We start from the raw sequence: 18,914 nt of genomic DNA on the forward strand, positions 1-18,914 counted from the left end.
AGACAAGCATGACCGCAACAGCACAAGGCACCGAGCAGCAAGGACCCATGGAATCGCGCATCTTTGCGCCCCCGGCGGCGTTCGCGGCGCAGGCCACCGTCTCCGGCATGGAGGCATACAAGGCGCTGTGCGACGAAGCCGCGCGCGACTACGAGGGCTTCTGGGCCCGCCTGGGCCGCGAGCACGTGGAATGGCAGACGCCTTTCACGCGCACCCTGAACGAAGACAATGCCCCCTTCTACAAGTGGTATGAGGACGGCAAGCTGAATGTGTCCTACAACTGCCTGGACCGCAACCTGAAGAACGGCAACGCGGACAAGACCGCCATCATCTTCGAGGCGGACGACGGCGCCGTGACCCGCGTGAGCTACAAGGAGCTGCACGAGAAGGTCTGCAAGTTCGCCAACGGCCTGAAGTCGCTCGGCATCAAAAAGGGCGACCGCGTCATCATCTACATGTCCATGTCCGTTGAAGGCGTGGCCGCCATGCAGGCCTGCGCGCGCATCGGCGCCACGCACTCCGTGGTGTTCGGCGGCTTCTCGGCCAAGTCCCTGCAGGAGCGCATCATCGACGCGGGCGCCGTGGCGGTCATCACCGGCGACGAGCAGCTGCGCGGCGGCAAGCAGCTGCCCTTGAAGGCCATCGTCGACGAGGCGCTGGGCATGGGCGGCTGCGATTCGATCAGGAACGTCATCGTGTACAAGCGCACGGGCGGCAATGCCAATATGGTGGCGGGCCGCGACCTGTGGCTGCACGAGCTGGTGGAAAAGCAGTCCGCCGAATGCGAACCGGAATGGGTGGATGCCGAGCATCCGCTGTTCATCCTCTACACCTCCGGCTCCACCGGCACGCCGAAGGGCGTGCAGCACTCCAGCGGCGGCTACCTGCTGTGGGCCGCGCTCACCATGAAGTGGACCTTCGACCTGAAACCGAACGATGTGTACTGGTGCACCGCCGATATCGGCTGGGTCACCGGCCACACCTACATCGCCTACGGCCCCACGGCGGTGGGCGCAACCCAGCTGATTTTCGAAGGCATTCCCACCTACCCGAACGCGGGCCGCTTCTGGGAGAACATCGCCAAGCACAAGGTCAGCATCTTCTACACCGCGCCAACCGCCATCCGTTCGCTGATCAAGGCGGCGGACGTGGACCCGAAAGTCCATCCGAAGAACTTCGACCTGTCGTCCCTGCGCCTGCTGGGCACCGTGGGCGAGCCGATCAATCCGGAAGCCTGGATGTGGTACTACCGTAACGTGGGCGGCGAGAAGTGCCCCATCGTGGACACCTTCTGGCAGACCGAAACCGGCGGCCACATGATCACGCCGCTGCCCGGCGCCACGCCCATGGTGCCGGGTTCCTGCACCTTGCCGCTGCCGGGCATCATGGCCGCCATCGTGGACGAATCGGGCGCCGATGTGGCGAACGGGCAGGGCGGCATCCTGGTGGTAAAGCGTCCATGGCCTTCGATGATCCGCACCATCTGGGGCAATCCCGAGCGCTTCAAGTCCAGCTACTTCCCCGAAGAGCTGGGCGGCAAGTACTACCTTGCTGGCGACGGCGCCATCCGCAACAAGGATACGGGCTACTTCACCATCACCGGCCGCATCGACGATGTGCTGAACGTGTCCGGCCACCGCATGGGCACCATGGAGATCGAATCGGCGCTGGTGGCCAACCCGCTGGTGGCCGAAGCGGCCGTGGTGGGCAAGCCGGACGAAACCACCGGCGAATCCATCTGCGCCTTCGTGGTGCTCAAGCAGACCCGCCCCACCGGCGAGGAAGCGAAGAAGCTGGCGCTGGAGCTGCGCAACTGGGTCGGCAAGGAGATCGGCCCGATTGCGAAGCCGAAGGAGATCCGTTTCGGCGACAATCTGCCGAAGACCCGCTCCGGCAAGATCATGCGCCGCCTGCTGCGCGTGCTGGCCAAGGGCGAGGCGATCACGCAGGACGTGTCCACCCTTGAAAACCCGGCGATCCTGGAGCAGCTGAAGGAAACCGCCTGACGCGGGTATAATCGGCGCATGCAAGCTTTCCGCATCCTGCTCCTCGCCTTCCTGCTCGTCTTCGGCACATCCGTTGCCGTGGCGAAGTCGGTGCACACCTGCTGTGCAGGAGGCGACTGCGCCATTACGCAGTGCGTGGATATGGGCTGCGCACCGGTGTGCGCTCCCATGGCGGCGGCAGATACGTATGCCGTTGCCGCGGCGCCGGTCCGGGATGCGTTCCCGGCGCTGGAGACTGGCGCTCCGCCCGAGCTGGCGGAAGAAATCTGGACACCGCCCGATTGAGATATGGGCAGCCTCAAAAAACATATCTCAACCAAGTAAAGGAATCCGTTATGAAATCGAAAGCAATGAAAATCGGTGCAGCCCTCGGCCTGCTGCTGGCATCCGCCGCTGCGCTGGCAGCGAACACCGGCTGCTGCGACAGCATCGCCTGCTGCCTGCAGATGATCGGCTGCTGCTAATCCGGCAGTAAGCTAGGGAAGGGCCGCTTGCCATTTTGGCGGCGGCCCTTTTTTCATATGGCAGCGCGCCCGCTCACGCATGGTGAAGTCTCGCTGGCGAAGCAGCTCTTCGGCGACGCCATCGACTACGCGCGTGTGCGCATTCATGACCGCGGCTACTTCTGGCGCTTCCAGAGCCGCCACACGGCCGTTGCGCCGAACGGGCAGATCTACTTCAACCACGAAGACTTCCTTACCGATTTTTCGCAGTCCGGCCCGAAAGGCATCCACTGGTTCATGCACGAGATGGTGCACGTTTGGCAGTGGCAGCAGGGCTACCGCCTGCGCCTGCGCGGCGCCTGCCGCATCGGCCTCTCCTACCGCTACGAACTCGCGCCAGGCAAAGAGCTGGGCGATTACAACATGGAGGCGCAGGGCGACCTGCTGGCGGACTACTTCATGCTCCGGTTCTTCAACGCCCACTCCGTGCTCGCCCAGCCGCAGTATGCCGATGCGCTGCCGCTGTTCGAGCAGGTGCTGAGCGGTTTCCTCAGCCAGCCCGCATCGCAGCGCCACCTGCCGGGCGGAACACGCGGGCGTTCCCGCATCTTCCATTCAAAGGTAAAGCATCGCCACTCCCATCGCGACGAAGGCGCAGGCTGAGGCCTTGCGCATGGCTGACAGGCGCCGTGGGCTGGTAAGCCAGTGGCGTGCGCGGTGCGTGATCAGAACGAAGACGGCGTGCGCGCAGACGGCGCAGGCGGCGAACGTCGCCGTCAGGATCAGGAACTGGGGCCAGAGCGGACGGTCAGTGCGCACGAACTGGGGGAAGAGGGCGGCAAAGAACAGCAGGCCTTTCGGGTTGGTCAGCGCCACCAGCATGCCCTGGGCGAAAAGGCCGCGGCCTTGTCCTGCGGCCCCGGCCAGCGACGCATTGCGCGCGCTCCATTGCCGCGCGCCGAGATAGACGAGGTACGCCCCGCCTGCCAGCTTCAGGGCAAGGAAGGCGTTCGGTGAATTGCGCATCAGGCTCGCGACGCCCATCGCCGCAACGCTGGCGATCACGCAGATCCCGAGGGCATTTCCGGCGGAGCCGAGCAGTGCTTTGCGGCCGCCATGCTGCAGCGTGTTCGAGACAGTGAGCAGCACGGCCTGTCCCGGCGTGAAGGCCGTGAGCAGGCTCGCCGCAAGATAGGGGAGCCAAAGCGAGAGTTCCACCGGTATTCCTTCTGTTCCGTGATTGACAGCGCCATGCTAAGCCGGGATTATGGTGAGGAAAAGCGGAATGTTTGGAATTGAAGGTTTCGAAAAACGGGATGATCATGCGGCGAACCACCTTTGACCTCGATGCCCTCCGCAGCTTCAGCGAGGGTATGGAGTGCGGCAGCTTCGCCCGCGCGGCGCAGCGGCTGAACAAGTCCACGTCGGCGGTCAGCGCGCACCTGAAGAAGCTGGAGGAGCAGGCAGGGGCGCCTATCCTGCGCAAGTCTGGACGCGGGCTCGCCCTCACCGAAGCAGGCGAGGTGCTGCTCAGCTATGCGCGCCGCATGCTGGCGCTGAACGACGAAGCGGCGATGGCGGTTGGCGGTACCGATCTTGAAGGTGCGGTGCGTCTCGGCTTTCAGGAGGATTTCAGCGAGCACCTGCTCTCCGACGTGCTGGGCGTCTTTGGCAGGAGCCATCCCGGCGTGCGCATCGAAGCGAAGATCGAACGCAATGCCGAACTGCTTGAGCAGATACAAGGCGCGGCATTGGATCTTGCGCTGATGTGGCATCACGGCCAGCAGGCGAAGGATATGGAAGTGCTGGGTGAATATCCGCTGCACTGGATCGGCAGCCGCGAAGTGGATCTGGCTGGCGAAACGCCTGTGCCGCTGGTTGTGATCGAAGCGCCGTGCAGGATGCGGTCGATAGCCACCGAGGCGCTGGACCGCAAGGGTATTCCCTGGCGCATTGCCGTCACGAGCCCGAGCCTTGGCGGCGTGTGGGCTGCCGTGTCGGCGGGCCTCGGGATCACGGTGCGTTCGACATTTGGCATGCCCGCCAGCCTGCAGGTGCGCAGCGAGGGCCTTCCGGCTTTACCTTCGGTTCGGCTGGCGCTGCGGCGCTCGGAGGCGGAGTTGGGGCCGGTCTGTCAGCGCCTGCACGACATCATCCGGCAGAGCGTGCAGCTCAAGGCGCCTTGAGGCCCGCCGCCTGCGCGGTCAGCGTTCCCAGCACGCCATACAGCGGCAGGATATTGCTCTTGTCGTCCGGGTAGACGCGGTTCGACAGGAACACGTAGAAGGTCTTCGAGTTCGGGTCGACCCACAGAATGCAGCCCGTGAAGCCCGTGTGGCCGAAGCTCCCAACGGGGAACACAGTGCCGCGCGGGCGGGCGTAAGGCGAATCGATATCCATGCCCATGGCGCGGGCAGGCAGGCCGTCCGGCGACTGGCGCGTGGTGAGCAGGCGCACGGTTTCCGGCCGCATCACGCGCACGCCATCGAGTTCGCCGCCATTCAGCAGCATGCGCGCGTAGCGGGCCAGGTCGCCCGCTGTCGTGAAGATGCCCGCCGAGCCGCCCACACCGCCCATGAAGCGCGCCGTGGGATCGTGCACCACGCCTTGCAGGGTCTGGCCCGGCGGCAGGTCGATATGGGCGCTCTTGCCGCCATCTTCTTCCTGCGCCTTCTGGGTGGGGGCGATACCGCTTGCGGTGAAGCGCGCCAGCGGGAGATAGCCGGTATGCTTCATGCCGAGCGGCGTGAAGATGCGCTGCTGCGCGAAGGCCGACAGCGGCATGCCGGAGACCTTCTGCACCAGCTGGCCAAGCAGAACATAGTTGATGTCCGAGTAGCGGAAGAAGGTGCCGGGGGTATGCGTGACCGTCTGATTGCAGGCCAGCTTGTGCGCCGCCTCGTCGCCGCGCCATCCGGGCTTTGCGGGCAGGCTCGCGGGCAGGCCTGAACTGTGCGTGAGCAGGTGGCGGATGGTGATGGCTTCCTTGCCGCCGTTCGCGCATTCGGGAAAGTAGTTGACCAAAGGTGAGTCGAGCGAGATCTTGCCTTCTTCGGCAAGGATCAGCACCGATGGGGCCGTGGATACCACCTTGGAGAGCGAGGCCGCATCGTAGAGGGTGTTAAGGGTGACGTCGGCGCTGCCGGTCTCGTAGCTTTGCTTGCCGTAGGCCTGCTGATAGCTGGCTCCTTCATGCTCCATCCAGTACACGGCCCCGGGCAGCTTGCGCTCGGCCACATAGCTGCGCACCGCGCTGTCGATCTGCGCGGTGCTGGCGGTATCGAGCGGCCGCTGCGGAGCAAATGACGCGCAGGCGGAAAGGAGCAGAAGGGGCGTAAGCCGGAGGAGTGTGTGCAGTCGGTTCATGCGCCGAATGTAGCACAACAGCCCGGCTTATTCAGACTTCGGACCGAAGCCGATAACTTTCCCCGCATCGTCCACGTCGAACTGCCAGGTCACTACCTTCTTGCCGTACAGGGCTGCGTATTCGCGCCGCGTCTTTCCCTCGCCGGGCTGTTCGAGCGTCAGTACAAGGCGGTCCAGAGGCTGGAGCGATTTGAAGAAGGGTAAGAGGAAGGCCTTCAGCGACGGGATGAAATTCTCCCTCGCGGCAGGCGTGAACTCCGTTTCATCGACGCTCCCGCTCCACGCCGCCGCCAGAACCTTGGACACCTTCGCCGTCAGTTCGGGCTTTTTGTCCTCGATGCCAGCCGGAAGGGAAGCAGCAAGGGCTGGGTAATAGAGCTCCGAGATGCCCTGCGCCAGGTAAGGGTAGAGCGCCTGGCCGTTTGTGAGCACCACGACGCCGAAGCGCTCCTTGGGGATGTACAGCAGGTCCGAAAGGGCAGGTCCGCCGGAATGGCCTGTGGTGTCGCGCCCATTCACCTTGCGCAGCACCCAGCCGACGCCAAAGGAAGCAGGCTTGCCGTTGCCGAGCGTCTGCGCCGTCCACATGGCGCGCTTGCTCTCTTCCTTCAGCAGGCTGTTGGCCTCGAGCGCCACCAGCACTTTCGCCAGGTCGGCGGCGGAGGAGTAAAGCCCGCCTGCACTGTAGCCCAGCGGCTTGAAGTCGTAGCTGAAGTTCTGGAATCTAGTGCCCTTCCAGTCGTAGACGCTGGCGCGGCGCGGCAGCACCTCGCTGCTGCGCCGGTCTCCATACGTGGATGCCTCCTCGTATGCTGTGGCTTTCAAGCCGAGCGGCTGGATGACCTCCGTGCGCAGCGCATCGATAAAGGTCTGGCCGCTGACATTCTCGATGATCTTGCGCAGCACGATATAGGCCGAGATGCCGTATTCGGAAGAGGCGCCGGGCGCATGGGCCAGCGGCAGCTTTGCCGCGGCTTCGATATAAGCGTCGAGTGCTGGATTGGGCTCGGTATCCACCCTGTCCGGAATGCCGGACGAATGGTTGGCGAGATGGCGCACCGTGACAGGCTCCCACGCTCCGGGTGCGTTCGGCAGATAGCGGGTAATGCTCGCGTCCAGATCCAGCTTGCCCTGTTCCAGCAGCCGCATTACCAGCATGCCGGTAAAGGGCTTCGTGGTGGAGGCGAGCTGGAATGCCGTGTCGGCGGTCGCCTTCTGCGTCCATTCGAGGTTCGCCAATCCGTAGGCCCGCAGCTTCACCACCTTGCCATTACGGACAATGGCCACGGCGGCGCCGGGCACGTGGTTCAGGCGCATCTGGGCCTTGATGTAGTCGTCGACCTTGTCGGCCTTTGCTGCGGGAGCCGCCAGGGCAATGGCCGCGCTCAGGATACATAAACTTCCGTACTTCATTCTTCTCTCCACGTAGAATGACAGGTGGGCAAAGTCTACTGTCGGAAGCGTCCCGGAATGTCGGGAATTTGTAAGGCCATCCTGGAGAACGAATCATGGAGATGAAGCGCATCAATGCAGGAAAACTGCGGGCGGTCGGCTACGACCAGCGCGAGCGCAAGCTGCGCGTGGAGTTCGACGATGGCAGCGCGATCGACTACGCGGGCGTCGGCGCCGAGGTGTGGCGGCGCCTGTCCACGTCCGGTTCGGCCTGGAGCTACTACCGGGACAATATCGAAGAGGAGTTCGCGGGCACGCGCAGCAACGTACGCGTGCAGTCCGACCGCAAGGCGCTCGAAGACCTTTTCAGGGCGCCGGACGAAGACTGAAGGACTTTGCCCGCAGCAGGCCGGCGCAGAGGACCACCGCACCCAGCATCAGCAAATGGGTGGCCGATGAAACGAGGGGAGCCACTGCGGGATTCAGCGCGTCGATATTGGCGAGCCGGTCCCCGAGCTGTCCCGCGTAGTTCCATCCCCAGTGCAGGCCCACGGCTGCCCACAGCGAGCGGCTGTAGAACAGGGCCGCCGCGTATGCGAGACCGAAGCAGAACAGCAGCAGCCATTCAAGCGGCCCATTCCCCAGGCGGTAAATGTGGTTGAGGACGAACAGCAGCGCCGAGAGCGCGATGAACACGCGCTGCCGCGAGACCGCAGGCAGGGCGCGCATGAGGAAGCCGCGCGTCACGATGTCTTCCGCGATGGAGGGGAGGAAGGTGTAGGGCAGCATGCCGAGCGCAATCGGCAGCACCTGCGCAAGCGATGTCTCCTTCGGTATGGCGATGCCATAGATTCCCGCCATTTCCCCCAACGCCAGCGCTCCAGCTTTCGCCAGCACGGCAAGCGCGAAGGGGGCAGCCAGCAGCAGGAACCAGCCGCGCCGAAAATCGAGATACCAGGCGTCCAGGCCGCGGAAGCCGAGCCAGCGGCCGACCGCCCAGGCAATCGGGAGGAAGGCCACAAGCAGGCCCGCCTGCACGGCAAAACTGCCGAGAATGCGCCCGCCCAGCCCTTCGGGCAGCTGGTAGGCGCAGAACAGCACAATGAAGGCAAGCCACAGCTTTGGCTGGGAGGGGGCGGGCAGGTCGTTGGTAAGCATGCGCTGATGGTAGGGGCGGCGTTTCCCATCGTCAAGCTTGACCTTCCGCGGCCGTTCCCTTATGCGTGCAGTTGTGGACCGCACTGCGCCTGCCCCAAGCCCTGCGCCTGTGGCAGATACGCTGGCGCGCTGCTGCTGGCTGATCTTGCATCGAAAAACGGTTAGAATACGCTGCTCCCATTTTTTCACAGCCGTCCATGCTGCGTCGTTTCCTGCCATTGCTGATTGCTCTCTCGCTGCTGATGTCGCAGCTGGTGACGCTTTCGCACGGCTATACGCACTGGACGCCGGCCAAGCCAGCCGCAGTTACCGCCCAGCCCTCCGCCTCCGCAGGCCTGGGCGACCCGGTACTCTCCGATGCGCTTTGCCAGCTGTGTCTCGTGGCCGGGCAGCTGGCGTCCGCCATCCATGGCAGCACCCAGCATGTGCGCGCCATCGATGGCCCGGCGCTGCATACCGGCATTGAACTGCTTCAGCATCTGGACCGTGTTACCACGGTCGTCTTCCGCTCGCGCGCTCCCCCCGCACTCTGAACAATCACACACGGCATTCCGGCAGGCGCTCGCGTGGCGCCTGCCGCCCCACGTATTTTTCATGAGTTCGAGGTTTCATAATGATCGCCAAGCGCACTTTGCTCGCTACTGCTGTACTGTCCACCTTTTCTTCGCTGTCCATGGCCCAGAGTGCCGACAGCGTCTTGCCCAAGGTCGTCGTCACGGCCAACCCCTTCCGCACTTCCGAGGCTGACCAGATTCTGACGCCAGCCAAGGTGCTGTCCGGCGATGAGCTGCGCGATAAGGTCGGCAGCTCGCTGGGCGAAACGCTCTCCCAGGAACTGGGCGTTTCCGCTTCCGCTTTCGGTGCGGGCGCTTCCCGCCCCATTATTCGCGGCCTGGAAGGGTCGCGCGTGAAGATGCTGGAGAACGGCATGGCGGTGTCCGACGTGTCGGGCCTGTCCAACGACCACGCCGTTGCGGCAGAAGGCGCTGTGGCGCGCCAGATCGAGATTCTGCGCGGCCCGGCCGCCTTGCTGTACGGTTCGGGCGCCATCGGTGGCCTGGTCAACGTCGTCAACGAACGCATTCCCACCGCTCTGGAAAAGGAATGGACCGGCCAGGTGGAGACGCGCTACAGCACGGTGGACAGCGGCAAGAGCGCTTCCGGCACCATCGACGGCGCGGTCGGCCAGTTTGGCCTGCATGCCGACGGCAACGGCCGCAACACGGACGACTACAAGATTCCCGGCAGCCGCGTGGCTGGCGATCCCGAATCGGGCTCCGGCCGCCTGTCCCATTCCGCCACCAAGGAGCGCAATGCGGGCATCGGCGGCTCCTATATCGCCGACTGGGGCTTCGCAGGCATATCGGCTTCGCACCTGAGCAACCTGTATGGCATTCCGAGCGCGGAAGGCTCGCGCATCGACCAGAAGCAGACCCGCTACGATTTCGACAGCCTGGTGCGCAAGCCTTTCGAGGGCATCGAGTCCTTCAAGTTCAAGGCAGGCTACACCAGCTACAAGCACGCCGAGCTGAATGAAGAGAACGACCCCGAGGTCATCTTCAAGAACCGCTCGCTCGAAACGCGCGCCGAGATGACGCACAACCCGATTGCGGGCATGCGCGGCACCTTCGGCGTGCAGACCGAGAACACGCACTTCTCCGGCCTGAGCCCGGACGGCGTAGCCGAAACCGTGCCGGTAACGCATTCGAAATCCACCGCAGGCTTCCTGGTGGAGGAGAAAACCATCGGCCCTGTGGTGCTGAGCGGCGGCTTGCGGTTGGAATCGGTGAAGCGCACGCCGGATGGCGGCGTGGAGCGCTCCTTCGATCTCAAGTCCGGCTCCTTCGGCGGCCAGTGGGCGTTCACGCCGGGTTATGCGGCGGGCGTTACGCTCTCGTATGCCGAGCGCGCGCCCGCAACCGAGGAGCTGTATTCGCACGGCCCGCACGATGCGACCGTGACCTACGACATCGGCAATCCCGACTTCAAGAAGGAAGCTTCTCGCAACGTGGAGCTGAGCGTGCAGAAGACAAAAGGCCTGCTGCGCTGGAAGGCGAACGTGTTCGAGAACAAGGTGCGCAACTTCATCTACGGCCAGATGACGGGCAATCTGCTGGACGACGAAGGCAACCCAGGCGAGGAACTGCGCGAGCGTGTGTTCACCCAGGCCGACGCCACCATCCGCGGCGCAGAAGGCGAAATCACCTACAACGCGCAGGGCAGCGGCTGGTCCGGCCGCCTGTTTGCGGATGGATCGCGCGGCAGCCTCGATCACGGTGGCAGCCTGCCGCTGCAGCCATCTAACCGGGTGGGCGCCAGCGTCGGCTATCGCTACGCGGACCTGCGCGCTGGCCTCTCAGTGGTGCATGCGGATGGCCAGGACCGTCTGGCTGCCTTCGAGACCACCACGCCTTCGTACACGCAGCTGAACGCCAACATCTCCTATACCCAGCGCCTGGGCCAGCAGGAGCTCACCTGGTTCCTGCTGGCGAAGAACCTCACGAACGAAGAGATCCGCGTGTCGACCTCCGTTCTGAAGGATATCTCGCCGCTGCCGGGCCGGAACTTCGTGTTCGGCGTCCGCGCGCACTTCTGACCGCGTCAGGCCTCTCCGAACCACTTCGCCAAGGCTTCGGGGAGGCCGGCGCACCCGCTGTCGCCAACCCAGGCGACATAGCCGTCAGGTCGTACCAGCACCGCGCCGGGGGCAGCAACTGTGCCAAGCACGGGTAATTCCCAGGCCCCGCCATAGCTCGCGTCGATCAGTTTGACGCGGCGGCCCTTGCTGATTGCACCCGGCGCACCGAGGTTGAGCAGCAGCGGCTTGGCGTCATGCAGAAGGCTGTAGACCCGCACCATGCCGCTCGCCGTTTGCAGGTCGAGATCGGGCATGCGGCGGCCCAGCAGGGGATGGCCTTCGCCCAGGTCGTAGTGAATGTCGAGGCCCGACATCATGCCGCCCATGCGCTTGCGAGGCTGTTCCAAAGTGAGAATGTCGGCGAGGACTTCGCCCAGGGCAGCAGTGCGGTCATCACCCCGTCCCAAGGCCACGGCGGCCATGGTGTTGCGGAGGACACGCGCGGCGACAGGGTGGCGCTCGCTGTGGTAGCTGTCGAGCAGCGTGGCCGGGGAAGCGCCTTTCACCACCAGCGCCAGTTTCCAGCCCAGGTTCACCGCGTCCTGCAGGCCAAGGTTGAGGCCCTGGCCGCCAGCAGGGTAGTGCACGTGCGCGGCGTCGCCGGCCAACAGCACACGTCCTTTCCGATAGGAGGCTGCTTGCCGGGCCATGTCCGTGAAGCGGGAAATCCAGCCGGGATTGTGTACGCCGAAGTCGGTGCCGAAGTAGTCGATCAGCGCTTCGCTGACATCCCGCAGCGTGGGCTCGCCCTTGCCGATCTCCTTCTCGGTCAGCACCACGCCAACACGCCCATCCTCCAGCCTGCGCATGGCCATCACGCCGCGCTCGTTCTTGTGCAGGCCGAGCTTGGGCTCTTCCGTCATCTCGACTTCGGCAATGAGATTGCTGACCGAGGCATCCCATCCGGCGAACTCGATGCCTGCGGCTTTGCGGATGACGCTTCGCCCGCCGTCGCAGCCCACGAGATAGTGTGCGCGCATGGTCCGGCCGTCGGCGAGCGTCACGCTCACGCCAGTATCGTCCTGCGTGAAACCGGTAACCTCGACATTGCGGATAACGGATACGCCGCGTTCCTGCGCCCATTCCGCGAGAATGCGTTCGATGTGGTTCTGCGTGAGCGCGAGCCCGTAGTTGTGCCGGGTGGGGAAGTCGCTGATGTCGAGGGAGACGCCGCCAAAGCCCGCGATCTGCATCGTCTTTCCTTCGGCAAGGAAGCGGTCTGCAATGCCGCGCTGGTCCAGCACTTCGATGCTGCGGGCGTGGAAGCCGCCGGCGCGTGTGCCGAGAATTTCCTGGCTGGGGCGCCGTTCGAGGATCGCCACGTCCACGCCCGCGAGAGACAGTTCACCTGCCAGCATCAGCCCTGTCGGGCCACCTCCAACAATCAGTACGGCATGCTCGTTCATCGCTTCACCTCCGCTGGATTCGGGCGCCGATTATAGGCATTCGCAACCGGGAATCTCAAGCCGTGTAACTTCTTGAAATGATTAGCGCATGAGCAGCGGCTCTGCAGCGATGGCCGCGGCCAGGTAGTCCACCAGCGCTTTAACCCGCGCCGACAGGAAGCGCTGCTGCGACCATACCGCATGAATGGGGCGCGTCACTTCCAGCCAGCCTTCCATCACGGCGCGCAGCCGCCCCTCGGCCAGCCCTGCCTTGCACATGATGGAAGGGCACATCAGTATGCCGCTGCCCGATTCCGCCATGGCGACTGCGAGCCGGAGGTCGTCCACGCGCATGCGCGCCGTGGGACGCAGCACGGTTACTGCGCCGCCGCCGGGGTCGCGCAAGGTCCATTGGTCGAGCGGCGTGGCTACGATCAGCGAATGCTGCGTCAGTTCCTCTGCGTTCCTTGGCGCACCCGCCTGACGCAGGTAGGCGGGCGACGCCACCAGCGTATAGCCGATTGAACCCAGGCGGCGCTGCATCAGGCTCGAATCGGGCAGCTCGCCGATGCGCAGCGCTAGGTCCGCGCCGCTGCCCACCAGATCCTGAAATGTGCTCGACAGCTGAAGCTCCAGCGTGATGCCGGGATAGGCCGCGAGGAAGCCCGCCCACACCGGCGCCAGCGGGCCGCCCGCCAGCCCGTTCGGCGCCAGCACGCGGATATGGCCCGACAGCTTGTCGAGCACCGCATCCAGCCCCTGTGTCGCCTGGCGCAGTGCATGGATCAGTGGCCTGCATTGCTCGTAGTACTGGTTGCCTTCCATAGTCAGTACCATGCGCCGGGCAGTGCGCGTGAGCAGGCGGTAGCCGAGGCTGCGCTCAAGCGCTTGCAGGCGGCGCGTGACGGTGGCGGTGGGAATATTCAGCTTGCGTGCTGCCCCATTCAGGCTGCCAGCCTCCACGATGTCGACGAACAGGGCCAAGTCATCCAGCATATGATTCCATTGATGAAATTTAAGGTGCAGTGAATACGTATATTACACATAATTGGAATTGACTACACTGGGGTCATTCGAATTCTATTGGAGAAGTCTCATGTCAAACCCACCCCTCCGCCTGCGATTGACCTTTGCCGGGCTGATGTCGCTGCTGATGTCCGGCCTGATGAGCGCCTGGGTTACCTGGCTCAATCTTGGCTTGTCGCCAGCCTTCCCCAGCCGCTGGCTGCACGCGTTTGTTGCGGCCTGGCCTGCCGCGTTCCTCATCGTGGTGCTTGCGGCGCCCAAGGTGCAGCGGCTCGCCAGCCGTCTGGCTGCGTGAGGGGGCACGGCATGGCACCGGCAATACGCAAACTGGCCGTCATCACCGCCGCAGCAGGCGCATCAGACGCGCTGCGCGGCGCGCTGGTGGAACTGGAACAGGAAACGCGGCGTGAGCCGGGGTGCGGGGAGTTCAGCTTCTTCCAGGCGCTCTCCGCTCCCGGTACCTTTATGCTGATCGAGCAGTTCGACGATGCACACGCGCTCGCGCAGCATTTGCAGCTGCCGCATACGAAGGCCTTCTTTGCAAAGGGATTGGTAGCGTCTGTCGTTGTAGAGGATTTGCCAGTGGACTGAGTGGCTACGGTGCAGGGTTGGTGCCAACGCCACAAACATTGAAGGTGCGCACGCGATAGTCGAAATCCCTATTCGACATTGCTTCCGACCGTCGTGAGCCTGCTTTCAATGTCCCTTCCCACACCAATATCAATGAGAAACAGGTAAGGCGGCTGGCGATTCATGCATCCGTCAGCACACCAGAGACGGAAGGTCATGCCGTATTTGCCTGGGACCAGCAGGGTAGCCTCCTGCGAGAACCCGGGCCTGAACATCCTTTCGTAGAGATGCCGCTTCCCTTCCAACGACAAGTCGAACCATGCGCTCCCATCGGGCTCCCAAGGTTTCCAACCGCCCGCTTTGAACTGGTTTTGCAGATTCTCCAGGATGGCCACCGCATCCTCGAATTGCAGTTTCTCCAGCATTGGCGATGTGGCCGCAGTTTCGACTTCATTGTCCATGTAGCCCAGCATGGCAAATTTTGTGGGTGGCAGGGTGAAGCCGTGTTGGGGATCGTTGAAGCGTAGGATGACTGCTGGCTCGGTGACAAAGGTTTCTCCCGACTGCAAATAGGCGTTGGTCGGAATATTGGATCTTTTCAGAACCGGATAGGTGGAGGCTTTGACGACCTCCTCAAAGGGTTGCCCGATTCGGAAGGACAGAATCGGGAGCGGTCCAGGTGTTCGCAAGGAAGACCACGCGGCAACGGTCACAATGCCCGTAAATACCAATGCGTGGTAGCGACGTTTCATTTGATCCCCTGTCCAACGGAGATTGCGCGCAGCGATTCCTCGACGTAGCGCCGCTGGCCGTTCCGTAGCAACTCGTCAAACTGCGTGGCGGCACGTTTCACGAACTGCATACGTTCTTCTGCGACCCAGAGCTTTGCATTTTTGAGGCGGGAGAAGTATGTGGTCCAACCATCTTTTGCTTTGCATTGCGCGGATAGAGTAAGTTGGATTTCCGTGTAGACGCCTGATGGAAATCCAATCGCCCAAGCGAGCTGGTTTTTTGCGAGTGCTTCCTGCATGTGCGGGTCGTTGTACAGGATGGCCTGAAGGATGTTCACCTGCTCGTGCCAAGCAAGCGCCTCAACGCTCTTCGCGGCTTCTCCCCTGTCAATGCTGTCGAACCCCATCCGAATTTCCCTGAACGGCTTTCCGAAATCTAGCAACTGGTCCGCATCCCAAACAACTCGGCCTTTGACGTTCTGCCTCTTTGGTAAGCTGGCCGCCAGTTCAGCCAACCCACGCTCCATGTAGAAACGGTGTAGTGGGTAGATGTCCAGGAACAGGTGCTTGTTTCCGAAGCCGAGCCGCTCATACATATAGTCGGCGCTACCCTGGATCGCATAGGGGATCGCGCCGAGACTTGCGGCTTCTGAGTTGTCACCTGCCCAGCGAGCCGAGGTACTCAGTTCCCTTTGATTTTTCTCGGACAGCTGGTGGGCATGCAGCAGGCCACAGCCGACTTGTTTGGATGCGAAGGCGGCGAGCCCGGCCCACTGGAAGCGATTGTCGGCCAGCCACAGCTTGGCGTACGCTGCATTGATGCGCTTGTTCCGTTCAGTGACGTCGCTGATGAACGCGCCGTCGCTCTTGATGACATCCTCTGCTTCTTTCTGAAAGGTCTCCCAGAGGTACTCGGGCGTGAGGATTTCCATGGCGATGCCGCGATTGGCATGGCCATCCATCCCCACATATCCCTTGAGTCTGCAGTCCTCTATTGGCTTGATGTTCCGGTTCAGGGGAATGCCGTGAAACCGGTGGATCGGGAAATATGGATTGGCCTTGCCTGGCTCATAGTGGACGGGCATCGGAGTCTCCTCGGCAGGGGTGGAGTCAGGCGGGGCTGGTTTCCTCGCCAACGTGCCAGGCGGTGAGGGACTTCCGCTCCGCCAGAGTGAGGGGCCTTGTGGCGCCGTGCTCGTCGGTGGTGCCTTCGATGGATTTGTCCCCTAGTTCAAGGCGGTAGAAGCGATGGGCGAAGGGTTGTTCTGTTTCGGGATGAACGAGCAGCAGCGGAATTTCGTCATCCGCTTCGCCAACGGTGGCACCGAAAGTGGATTCCCTTTCCATGGCGGTGCTTCTTCTTGCGACTTCGGCCGCCAGCCAGCCGGCATCGATCTCCTGGCACACGAGGGCCTGGTTGGCGATCAGGCGGGGCGGCTGGGCACATTTGCAGATGCAAAGGTCGTCGTGCAGGGCGACTTGCTTGCCGTTGCAGGTTTCCCGGAGCCGGGGACCGTCCGGCTTGATGATGCCCACTGCGTTGCACGCCGGGCACTTGACCTTGTCGTCCTCGAGCGCGACCGTTGCGCCATTGATCGACCTGAAGGAGCTGGCCGAAATGACGGTGCCGCCTGCCGTGGTGTGTGCGCCGAGCGTGACGAGGTGTCGAGTGAGCATGGCATCCCTTTCCAGTAGTTGTTGGGGTGAAACCGTCAATCTACTGAGGGATGGGGTGGCCGGATTTGAGGAAGATCATTCCGAGGGCCTGGACTGCGACGGCCTCGGCCGTAGCCGGCGCGCGCCCTCGGCGCGCGGCGCTGCCCGCCTTGCGGGCAGCAAATGGGCGATTCGGGAGGGTTGGGCCCGGCAGGGCCCAACCCTTCGAATCCCCCTCGCTCCGTCCGAACAAAAAAAATGGGCACCCGCAGGGGTGCCCATTTTTCTTTGTTCTGGCGGAGAGAGGGGGATTCGAACCCCCGATAGGCTATGAACCTATACACGCTTTCCAGGCGTGCGACTTAAACCACTCATCCATCTCTCCTGCATTTCCCGCGCTGTTCGCGAGAGCCGCAGATTATAGCAAACGTTCCGCCGAGTACCAAGTTTTTTTTCCAGCCGTCATCCCCTTGACGCGAGCCTGCTCCCCATCACACACTGAGCCAAAACTCCAGGAGCCCCATTTTGATCCGCCACCTCGCCACCTTCGCGGCTGCCACGCTGATGGCCGCTGCTGCCTTCGCCCAGCCGGTCCCGTTCGCAGACGTCCACCAGCACCTGTTCAGCCCATCCATCGAATCGCTGCTCGCTTCACCGGCCGTGAAGGCGCTCGATGCCGCCGACGTGGTCGCACTGCTGGACCGGGCGGGGATCCAGAAGGGCCTGATCCTGTCCACGGCCTACATGTTCGGCAAGCCGGGCCTCACCATCGAGAGCGAATACGCGAAGGTCCGCGCCGAGAACGACTGGACCTCGGCACAGGTGGCGCGCTTCCCGGACCGTTTGCGTGCTTTCTGCGGCGTGAATCCGCTGCGCGACTATGCACTGGCGGAGCTGGCCCGCTGCGCGAAGGATCCGCAATTGAAGCGCGGCGTGAAACTCCATTTCGGGAATTCGGATGTGCAGCTGGAGAACCCGGAGCATATCGCCAGGCTGCGCGAGTTTTTCCGCGCTGCGAATGAACATGGCATGGCGCTTGCCATCCACATGCGGGCGAGTATCAGCAAGAAGCGTCCCTACGGCGCTACGCAGGCCCGCGCCTTCATCGAGCAGCTGCTGCCGATGGCGCCGAACGTGGACGTGCAGATAGCCCATCTGGCGGGCACGGGCCCCGGCTACGAGGACCCGCCAGCCGACGAGGTGATGGGCGTTCTGGCGGAAGCCGTTGCGAAAGGCGATCCGCGCACGAAGCGGCTGTATTTCGACGTGGCTTCCATCGCGGACCAGAACATCGCGCCCGCCGATGCGCAGCGCCTGGCGAACCGCCTGCGCCAGGTGGGCATGGCGCGCGTGCTGTACGGGACGGATGCGGCAGCGGGAGACAATCTGCGCCCGCGCGAGTCCTGGGCCGCCTTCCGCCGCATACCGCTGAGCGACGCGGAGTTTGCACAGATCGCCGCGAACGTTCCGGCGTATCTGCGCTAGATGTTCAGTTGCGGCGCAGCGTCAGCAGGCCTGCGCCAAGTGCGATAAAGAGGCCGCCGCAGCTGCGGTTGAAGGCCACCACGTTGCGCTGGCTGCGGAACCAGCCGCGCGTGCCGCGCGCCGCTGCCGCATAGGCCATCAGGGAGCAGAAGGAGAAGACCATGAAGGTCCCCGTCAGGATGGCGAACTGCGGGGCCAGTGCGGCGTGATGGTCCAGGAACTGCGGGAAGAGGGCGGTGAAGAAGAGAATGGCCTTCGGGTTGGAGATGGCGAGGGTCAGCCCGTCGAGGAAGAGCTGGCGGTTGCTGCGGGAAACAGCGGGCGCCTTGCCTTCGCCCTGGGCGAACACGCTGTTCTTGGAGCGCGCCTGCCGTATGCCCAGATAAATGAGGTAGCCCGCTCCCAGCGTCTTCAGCACGGAAAAGAGCAGCTCGGAGGACTGGAGCAGGGCGCCCAGGCCGCCCATCGTCACGCCTGAAATCACGAGAATGCCGATCACATTGCCCAGCGAAGACCAGGCGGTGCGCCGCCAGCCGTAGCCGACGCTGTTCGACACGGCCAGCAGAATGGCCGGCCCGGGGCTCAGTATGCTGATCAGGGCAACGCCGGCATAGGCCAGCCAGTGCGAGAGTTCCATCCGTCTTCCTTGTCATTACAGCCGAACTCCACAGCATACCCGCGTTCGGCGCGGCTTGCTGGAAGGACCCGCCGTTGCGTTGAAACGACAGGTTAGTGCGCACTTCACTTTCGTTTGGGAGGCCCTGTCCCGGTGAGAAGTCCAGTGCGTGGCCAAGCCGCGCTGTCCCAGGGCAGCTTCGTCCGGGACTTCGCAGCGTGGAACCTTGCCGCGCGCGATGCCCGCCGCTTGGACATGGTAACGATTCCCTTAGGCAACAAGCTGTCCCGGGAACTTGCATGAAAAATCATCGACTTTCCACAGAGAAAGATGCCATAAAAAAATATCTACAGAATGTAATGCGTTTGTAGTTAAAAGGTAATGCTTGTTGACTATGGGTATGACTGGCGGGAGAATTTGCGGGTTCCAGTGCGTCAACGCG

The 18,914-nt window shown here is 63.3% G+C and carries 21 protein-coding genes and 1 tRNA gene; 11 read left to right on the forward strand and 11 right to left on the reverse strand.

From position 1 onward, the window contains the following. The first annotated feature begins 8 nt into the window (after positions 1 to 8). From acs to LSQ66_RS02705, 4 genes are read left to right on the forward strand one after another with little or no spacing between them, the layout of a single operon-like run. Positions 9 to 2,006 (forward strand): acetate--CoA ligase, encoded by a 1,998-nt coding sequence (gene acs / locus LSQ66_RS02695; protein WP_231768279.1) that lies wholly within the window; start codon positions 9 to 11, stop codon positions 2,004 to 2,006. A gap of 18 nt (positions 2,007 to 2,024) precedes the next feature. Next, complete coding sequence (locus LSQ66_RS02700; RefSeq protein WP_231768280.1) at positions 2,025 to 2,291, forward strand: hypothetical protein; 267 nt, start codon at positions 2,025 to 2,027, stop codon at positions 2,289 to 2,291. A gap of 50 nt (positions 2,292 to 2,341) precedes the next feature. Then, the gene (locus LSQ66_RS24655; protein ID WP_269449133.1) at positions 2,342 to 2,470 is read left to right on the forward strand and encodes a hypothetical protein; all 129 of its coding nucleotides are present in this window, start codon (positions 2,342 to 2,344) and stop codon (positions 2,468 to 2,470) included. A gap of 57 nt (positions 2,471 to 2,527) precedes the next feature. Then, positions 2,528 to 3,112 carry a Rhs element Vgr protein gene (locus tag LSQ66_RS02705; protein WP_231768281.1) on the forward strand — a complete coding sequence of 195 codons (585 nt, stop codon included), beginning with the start codon at positions 2,528 to 2,530 and terminating at the stop codon, positions 3,110 to 3,112. On the opposite strand, the gene LSQ66_RS02710 is transcribed toward LSQ66_RS02705, so the two are convergent. Further along, positions 3,065 to 3,667 carry a LysE family translocator gene (locus LSQ66_RS02710; protein WP_231768282.1) on the reverse strand — a complete coding sequence of 201 codons (603 nt, stop codon included), beginning with the start codon at positions 3,665 to 3,667 and terminating at the stop codon, positions 3,065 to 3,067. The genes LSQ66_RS02705 and LSQ66_RS02710 overlap by 48 nt on opposite strands. 71 nt (positions 3,668 to 3,738) lie before the next feature. On the opposite strand from LSQ66_RS02710, the gene LSQ66_RS02715 reads away from it, so the two are divergent. Next, positions 3,739 to 4,635: a LysR substrate-binding domain-containing protein gene (locus LSQ66_RS02715; RefSeq protein WP_307730241.1), complete on the forward strand. Its 897-nt coding sequence runs from the start codon at positions 3,739 to 3,741 to the stop codon at positions 4,633 to 4,635. Here LSQ66_RS02715 and LSQ66_RS02720 read toward each other — a convergent pair. Together LSQ66_RS02720 and LSQ66_RS02725 are read right to left on the reverse strand one after the other, a co-directional pair. Continuing rightward, entirely contained in the window at positions 4,622 to 5,815 is a 1,194-nt protein-coding gene (locus LSQ66_RS02720; RefSeq protein ID WP_231768283.1) for a serine hydrolase domain-containing protein, read from the reverse strand. The two genes, LSQ66_RS02715 and LSQ66_RS02720, sit on opposite strands and share 14 nt — an antisense overlap. 27 nt (positions 5,816 to 5,842) lie before the next feature. Continuing rightward, complete coding sequence (locus tag LSQ66_RS02725) at positions 5,843 to 7,228, reverse strand: serine hydrolase domain-containing protein (protein ID WP_231768284.1); 1,386 nt, start codon at positions 7,226 to 7,228, stop codon at positions 5,843 to 5,845. A gap of 95 nt (positions 7,229 to 7,323) precedes the next feature. Here LSQ66_RS02725 and LSQ66_RS02730 point away from each other — a divergent pair, with 95 nt between their 5' ends. After that, positions 7,324 to 7,596 (forward strand): KTSC domain-containing protein, encoded by a 273-nt coding sequence (locus LSQ66_RS02730; protein WP_231768285.1) that lies wholly within the window; start codon positions 7,324 to 7,326, stop codon positions 7,594 to 7,596. On the opposite strand, the gene LSQ66_RS02735 is transcribed toward LSQ66_RS02730, so the two are convergent. Then, entirely contained in the window at positions 7,574 to 8,365 is a 792-nt protein-coding gene (locus tag LSQ66_RS02735; protein ID WP_231768286.1) for a CPBP family intramembrane glutamic endopeptidase, read from the reverse strand. The two genes, LSQ66_RS02730 and LSQ66_RS02735, sit on opposite strands and share 23 nt — an antisense overlap. A gap of 197 nt (positions 8,366 to 8,562) precedes the next feature. Between LSQ66_RS02735 and LSQ66_RS02740 the strand changes: the two genes are divergently transcribed. Beyond that, positions 8,563 to 8,898 carry a hypothetical protein gene (locus LSQ66_RS02740; RefSeq protein ID WP_231768287.1) on the forward strand — a complete coding sequence of 112 codons (336 nt, stop codon included), beginning with the start codon at positions 8,563 to 8,565 and terminating at the stop codon, positions 8,896 to 8,898. An 80-nt stretch (positions 8,899 to 8,978) separates the two neighbouring features. After that, positions 8,979 to 10,961, forward strand: coding sequence for a TonB-dependent receptor (locus LSQ66_RS02745; protein ID WP_231768288.1), 1,983 nt, complete (start codon positions 8,979 to 8,981; stop codon positions 10,959 to 10,961). 5 nt (positions 10,962 to 10,966) lie between these two features. Here the strand turns inward: LSQ66_RS02745 and LSQ66_RS02750 are convergent, their stop codons facing one another. Together LSQ66_RS02750 and LSQ66_RS02755 are read right to left on the reverse strand one after the other, a co-directional pair. Then, positions 10,967 to 12,409 carry an FAD-dependent monooxygenase gene (locus LSQ66_RS02750; RefSeq protein ID WP_231768289.1) on the reverse strand — a complete coding sequence of 481 codons (1,443 nt, stop codon included), beginning with the start codon at positions 12,407 to 12,409 and terminating at the stop codon, positions 10,967 to 10,969. An 81-nt stretch (positions 12,410 to 12,490) separates the two neighbouring features. Beyond that, positions 12,491 to 13,384 carry a LysR family transcriptional regulator gene (locus LSQ66_RS02755; protein WP_231768290.1) on the reverse strand — a complete coding sequence of 298 codons (894 nt, stop codon included), beginning with the start codon at positions 13,382 to 13,384 and terminating at the stop codon, positions 12,491 to 12,493. Positions 13,385 to 13,484: 100 nt separating this feature from the next. Here LSQ66_RS02755 and LSQ66_RS02760 point away from each other — a divergent pair, with 100 nt between their 5' ends. Then, on the forward strand, positions 13,485 to 13,709 hold the full coding sequence (locus tag LSQ66_RS02760; protein WP_231768291.1) for a DUF2798 domain-containing protein: 225 nt from the start codon (positions 13,485 to 13,487) through the stop codon (positions 13,707 to 13,709). 11 nt (positions 13,710 to 13,720) lie between these two features. Continuing rightward, on the forward strand, positions 13,721 to 14,005 hold the full coding sequence (locus LSQ66_RS02765) for a putative quinol monooxygenase (protein WP_231768292.1): 285 nt from the start codon (positions 13,721 to 13,723) through the stop codon (positions 14,003 to 14,005). A 68-nt stretch (positions 14,006 to 14,073) separates the two neighbouring features. Here the strand turns inward: LSQ66_RS02765 and LSQ66_RS02770 are convergent, their stop codons facing one another. The 4 genes from LSQ66_RS02770 to LSQ66_RS02785 form a co-directional block, all read right to left on the reverse strand. After that, positions 14,074 to 14,736, reverse strand: coding sequence for a hypothetical protein (locus LSQ66_RS02770; protein WP_231768293.1), 663 nt, complete (start codon positions 14,734 to 14,736; stop codon positions 14,074 to 14,076). After that, positions 14,733 to 15,800 (reverse strand): DUF2515 family protein, encoded by a 1,068-nt coding sequence (locus tag LSQ66_RS02775; RefSeq protein ID WP_231768294.1) that lies wholly within the window; start codon positions 15,798 to 15,800, stop codon positions 14,733 to 14,735. The genes LSQ66_RS02770 and LSQ66_RS02775 overlap by 4 nt, the downstream gene beginning before the upstream one ends. A 25-nt stretch (positions 15,801 to 15,825) precedes the next feature. After that, positions 15,826 to 16,392 (reverse strand): PAAR domain-containing protein, encoded by a 567-nt coding sequence (locus tag LSQ66_RS02780; RefSeq protein WP_231768295.1) that lies wholly within the window; start codon positions 16,390 to 16,392, stop codon positions 15,826 to 15,828. 273 nt (positions 16,393 to 16,665) lie between these two features. After that, positions 16,666 to 16,756, reverse strand: a tRNA-Ser gene (locus LSQ66_RS02785). 140 nt (positions 16,757 to 16,896) lie between these two features. On the opposite strand from LSQ66_RS02785, the gene LSQ66_RS02790 reads away from it, so the two are divergent. Continuing rightward, positions 16,897 to 17,856 carry an amidohydrolase family protein gene (locus LSQ66_RS02790; protein WP_231768296.1) on the forward strand — a complete coding sequence of 320 codons (960 nt, stop codon included), beginning with the start codon at positions 16,897 to 16,899 and terminating at the stop codon, positions 17,854 to 17,856. Positions 17,857 to 17,860: 4 nt separating this feature from the next. On the opposite strand, the gene LSQ66_RS02795 is transcribed toward LSQ66_RS02790, so the two are convergent. Continuing rightward, complete coding sequence (locus LSQ66_RS02795) at positions 17,861 to 18,493, reverse strand: LysE family translocator (protein WP_231768297.1); 633 nt, start codon at positions 18,491 to 18,493, stop codon at positions 17,861 to 17,863. Positions 18,494 to 18,914: the final 421 nt, after the last annotated feature.

Source organism: Massilia endophytica (assembly GCF_021165955.1).
In the GTDB taxonomy this organism is placed as follows: domain Bacteria; phylum Pseudomonadota; class Gammaproteobacteria; order Burkholderiales; family Burkholderiaceae_D; genus Rugamonas; species Rugamonas endophytica.

Excerpts from the sequence above, each read along its gene's own strand:
- LSQ66_RS02735 (WP_231768286.1), bottom strand. The coding sequence starts at position 8,365 with ATGCTTACCAACGACCTGCCCGCCCCCTCCCAGCCAAAGCTGTGGCTT.
- LSQ66_RS24655 (WP_269449133.1), top strand. The coding sequence starts at position 2,342 with ATGAAATCGAAAGCAATGAAAATCGGTGCAGCCCTCGGCCTGCTGCTG.
- LSQ66_RS02755 (WP_231768290.1), bottom strand. The coding sequence starts at position 13,384 with ATGCTGGATGACTTGGCCCTGTTCGTCGACATCGTGGAGGCTGGCAGC.
- LSQ66_RS02705 (WP_231768281.1), top strand. The coding sequence starts at position 2,528 with ATGGCAGCGCGCCCGCTCACGCATGGTGAAGTCTCGCTGGCGAAGCAG.
- LSQ66_RS02725 (WP_231768284.1), bottom strand. The coding sequence starts at position 7,228 with ATGAAGTACGGAAGTTTATGTATCCTGAGCGCGGCCATTGCCCTGGCG.
- LSQ66_RS02765 (WP_231768292.1), top strand. The coding sequence starts at position 13,721 with ATGGCACCGGCAATACGCAAACTGGCCGTCATCACCGCCGCAGCAGGC.
- LSQ66_RS02740 (WP_231768287.1), top strand. The coding sequence starts at position 8,563 with ATGCTGCGTCGTTTCCTGCCATTGCTGATTGCTCTCTCGCTGCTGATG.
- LSQ66_RS02775 (WP_231768294.1), bottom strand. The coding sequence starts at position 15,800 with ATGCCCGTCCACTATGAGCCAGGCAAGGCCAATCCATATTTCCCGATC.
- LSQ66_RS02720 (WP_231768283.1), bottom strand. The coding sequence starts at position 5,815 with ATGAACCGACTGCACACACTCCTCCGGCTTACGCCCCTTCTGCTCCTT.
- LSQ66_RS02750 (WP_231768289.1), bottom strand. The coding sequence starts at position 12,409 with ATGAACGAGCATGCCGTACTGATTGTTGGAGGTGGCCCGACAGGGCTG.
- acs (WP_231768279.1), top strand. The coding sequence starts at position 9 with ATGACCGCAACAGCACAAGGCACCGAGCAGCAAGGACCCATGGAATCG.
- LSQ66_RS02745 (WP_231768288.1), top strand. The coding sequence starts at position 8,979 with ATGATCGCCAAGCGCACTTTGCTCGCTACTGCTGTACTGTCCACCTTT.
- LSQ66_RS02730 (WP_231768285.1), top strand. The coding sequence starts at position 7,324 with ATGGAGATGAAGCGCATCAATGCAGGAAAACTGCGGGCGGTCGGCTAC.
- LSQ66_RS02780 (WP_231768295.1), bottom strand. The coding sequence starts at position 16,392 with ATGCTCACTCGACACCTCGTCACGCTCGGCGCACACACCACGGCAGGC.
- LSQ66_RS02770 (WP_231768293.1), bottom strand. The coding sequence starts at position 14,736 with ATGAAACGTCGCTACCACGCATTGGTATTTACGGGCATTGTGACCGTT.
- LSQ66_RS02760 (WP_231768291.1), top strand. The coding sequence starts at position 13,485 with ATGTCAAACCCACCCCTCCGCCTGCGATTGACCTTTGCCGGGCTGATG.
- LSQ66_RS02795 (WP_231768297.1), bottom strand. The coding sequence starts at position 18,493 with ATGGAACTCTCGCACTGGCTGGCCTATGCCGGCGTTGCCCTGATCAGC.
- LSQ66_RS02700 (WP_231768280.1), top strand. The coding sequence starts at position 2,025 with ATGCAAGCTTTCCGCATCCTGCTCCTCGCCTTCCTGCTCGTCTTCGGC.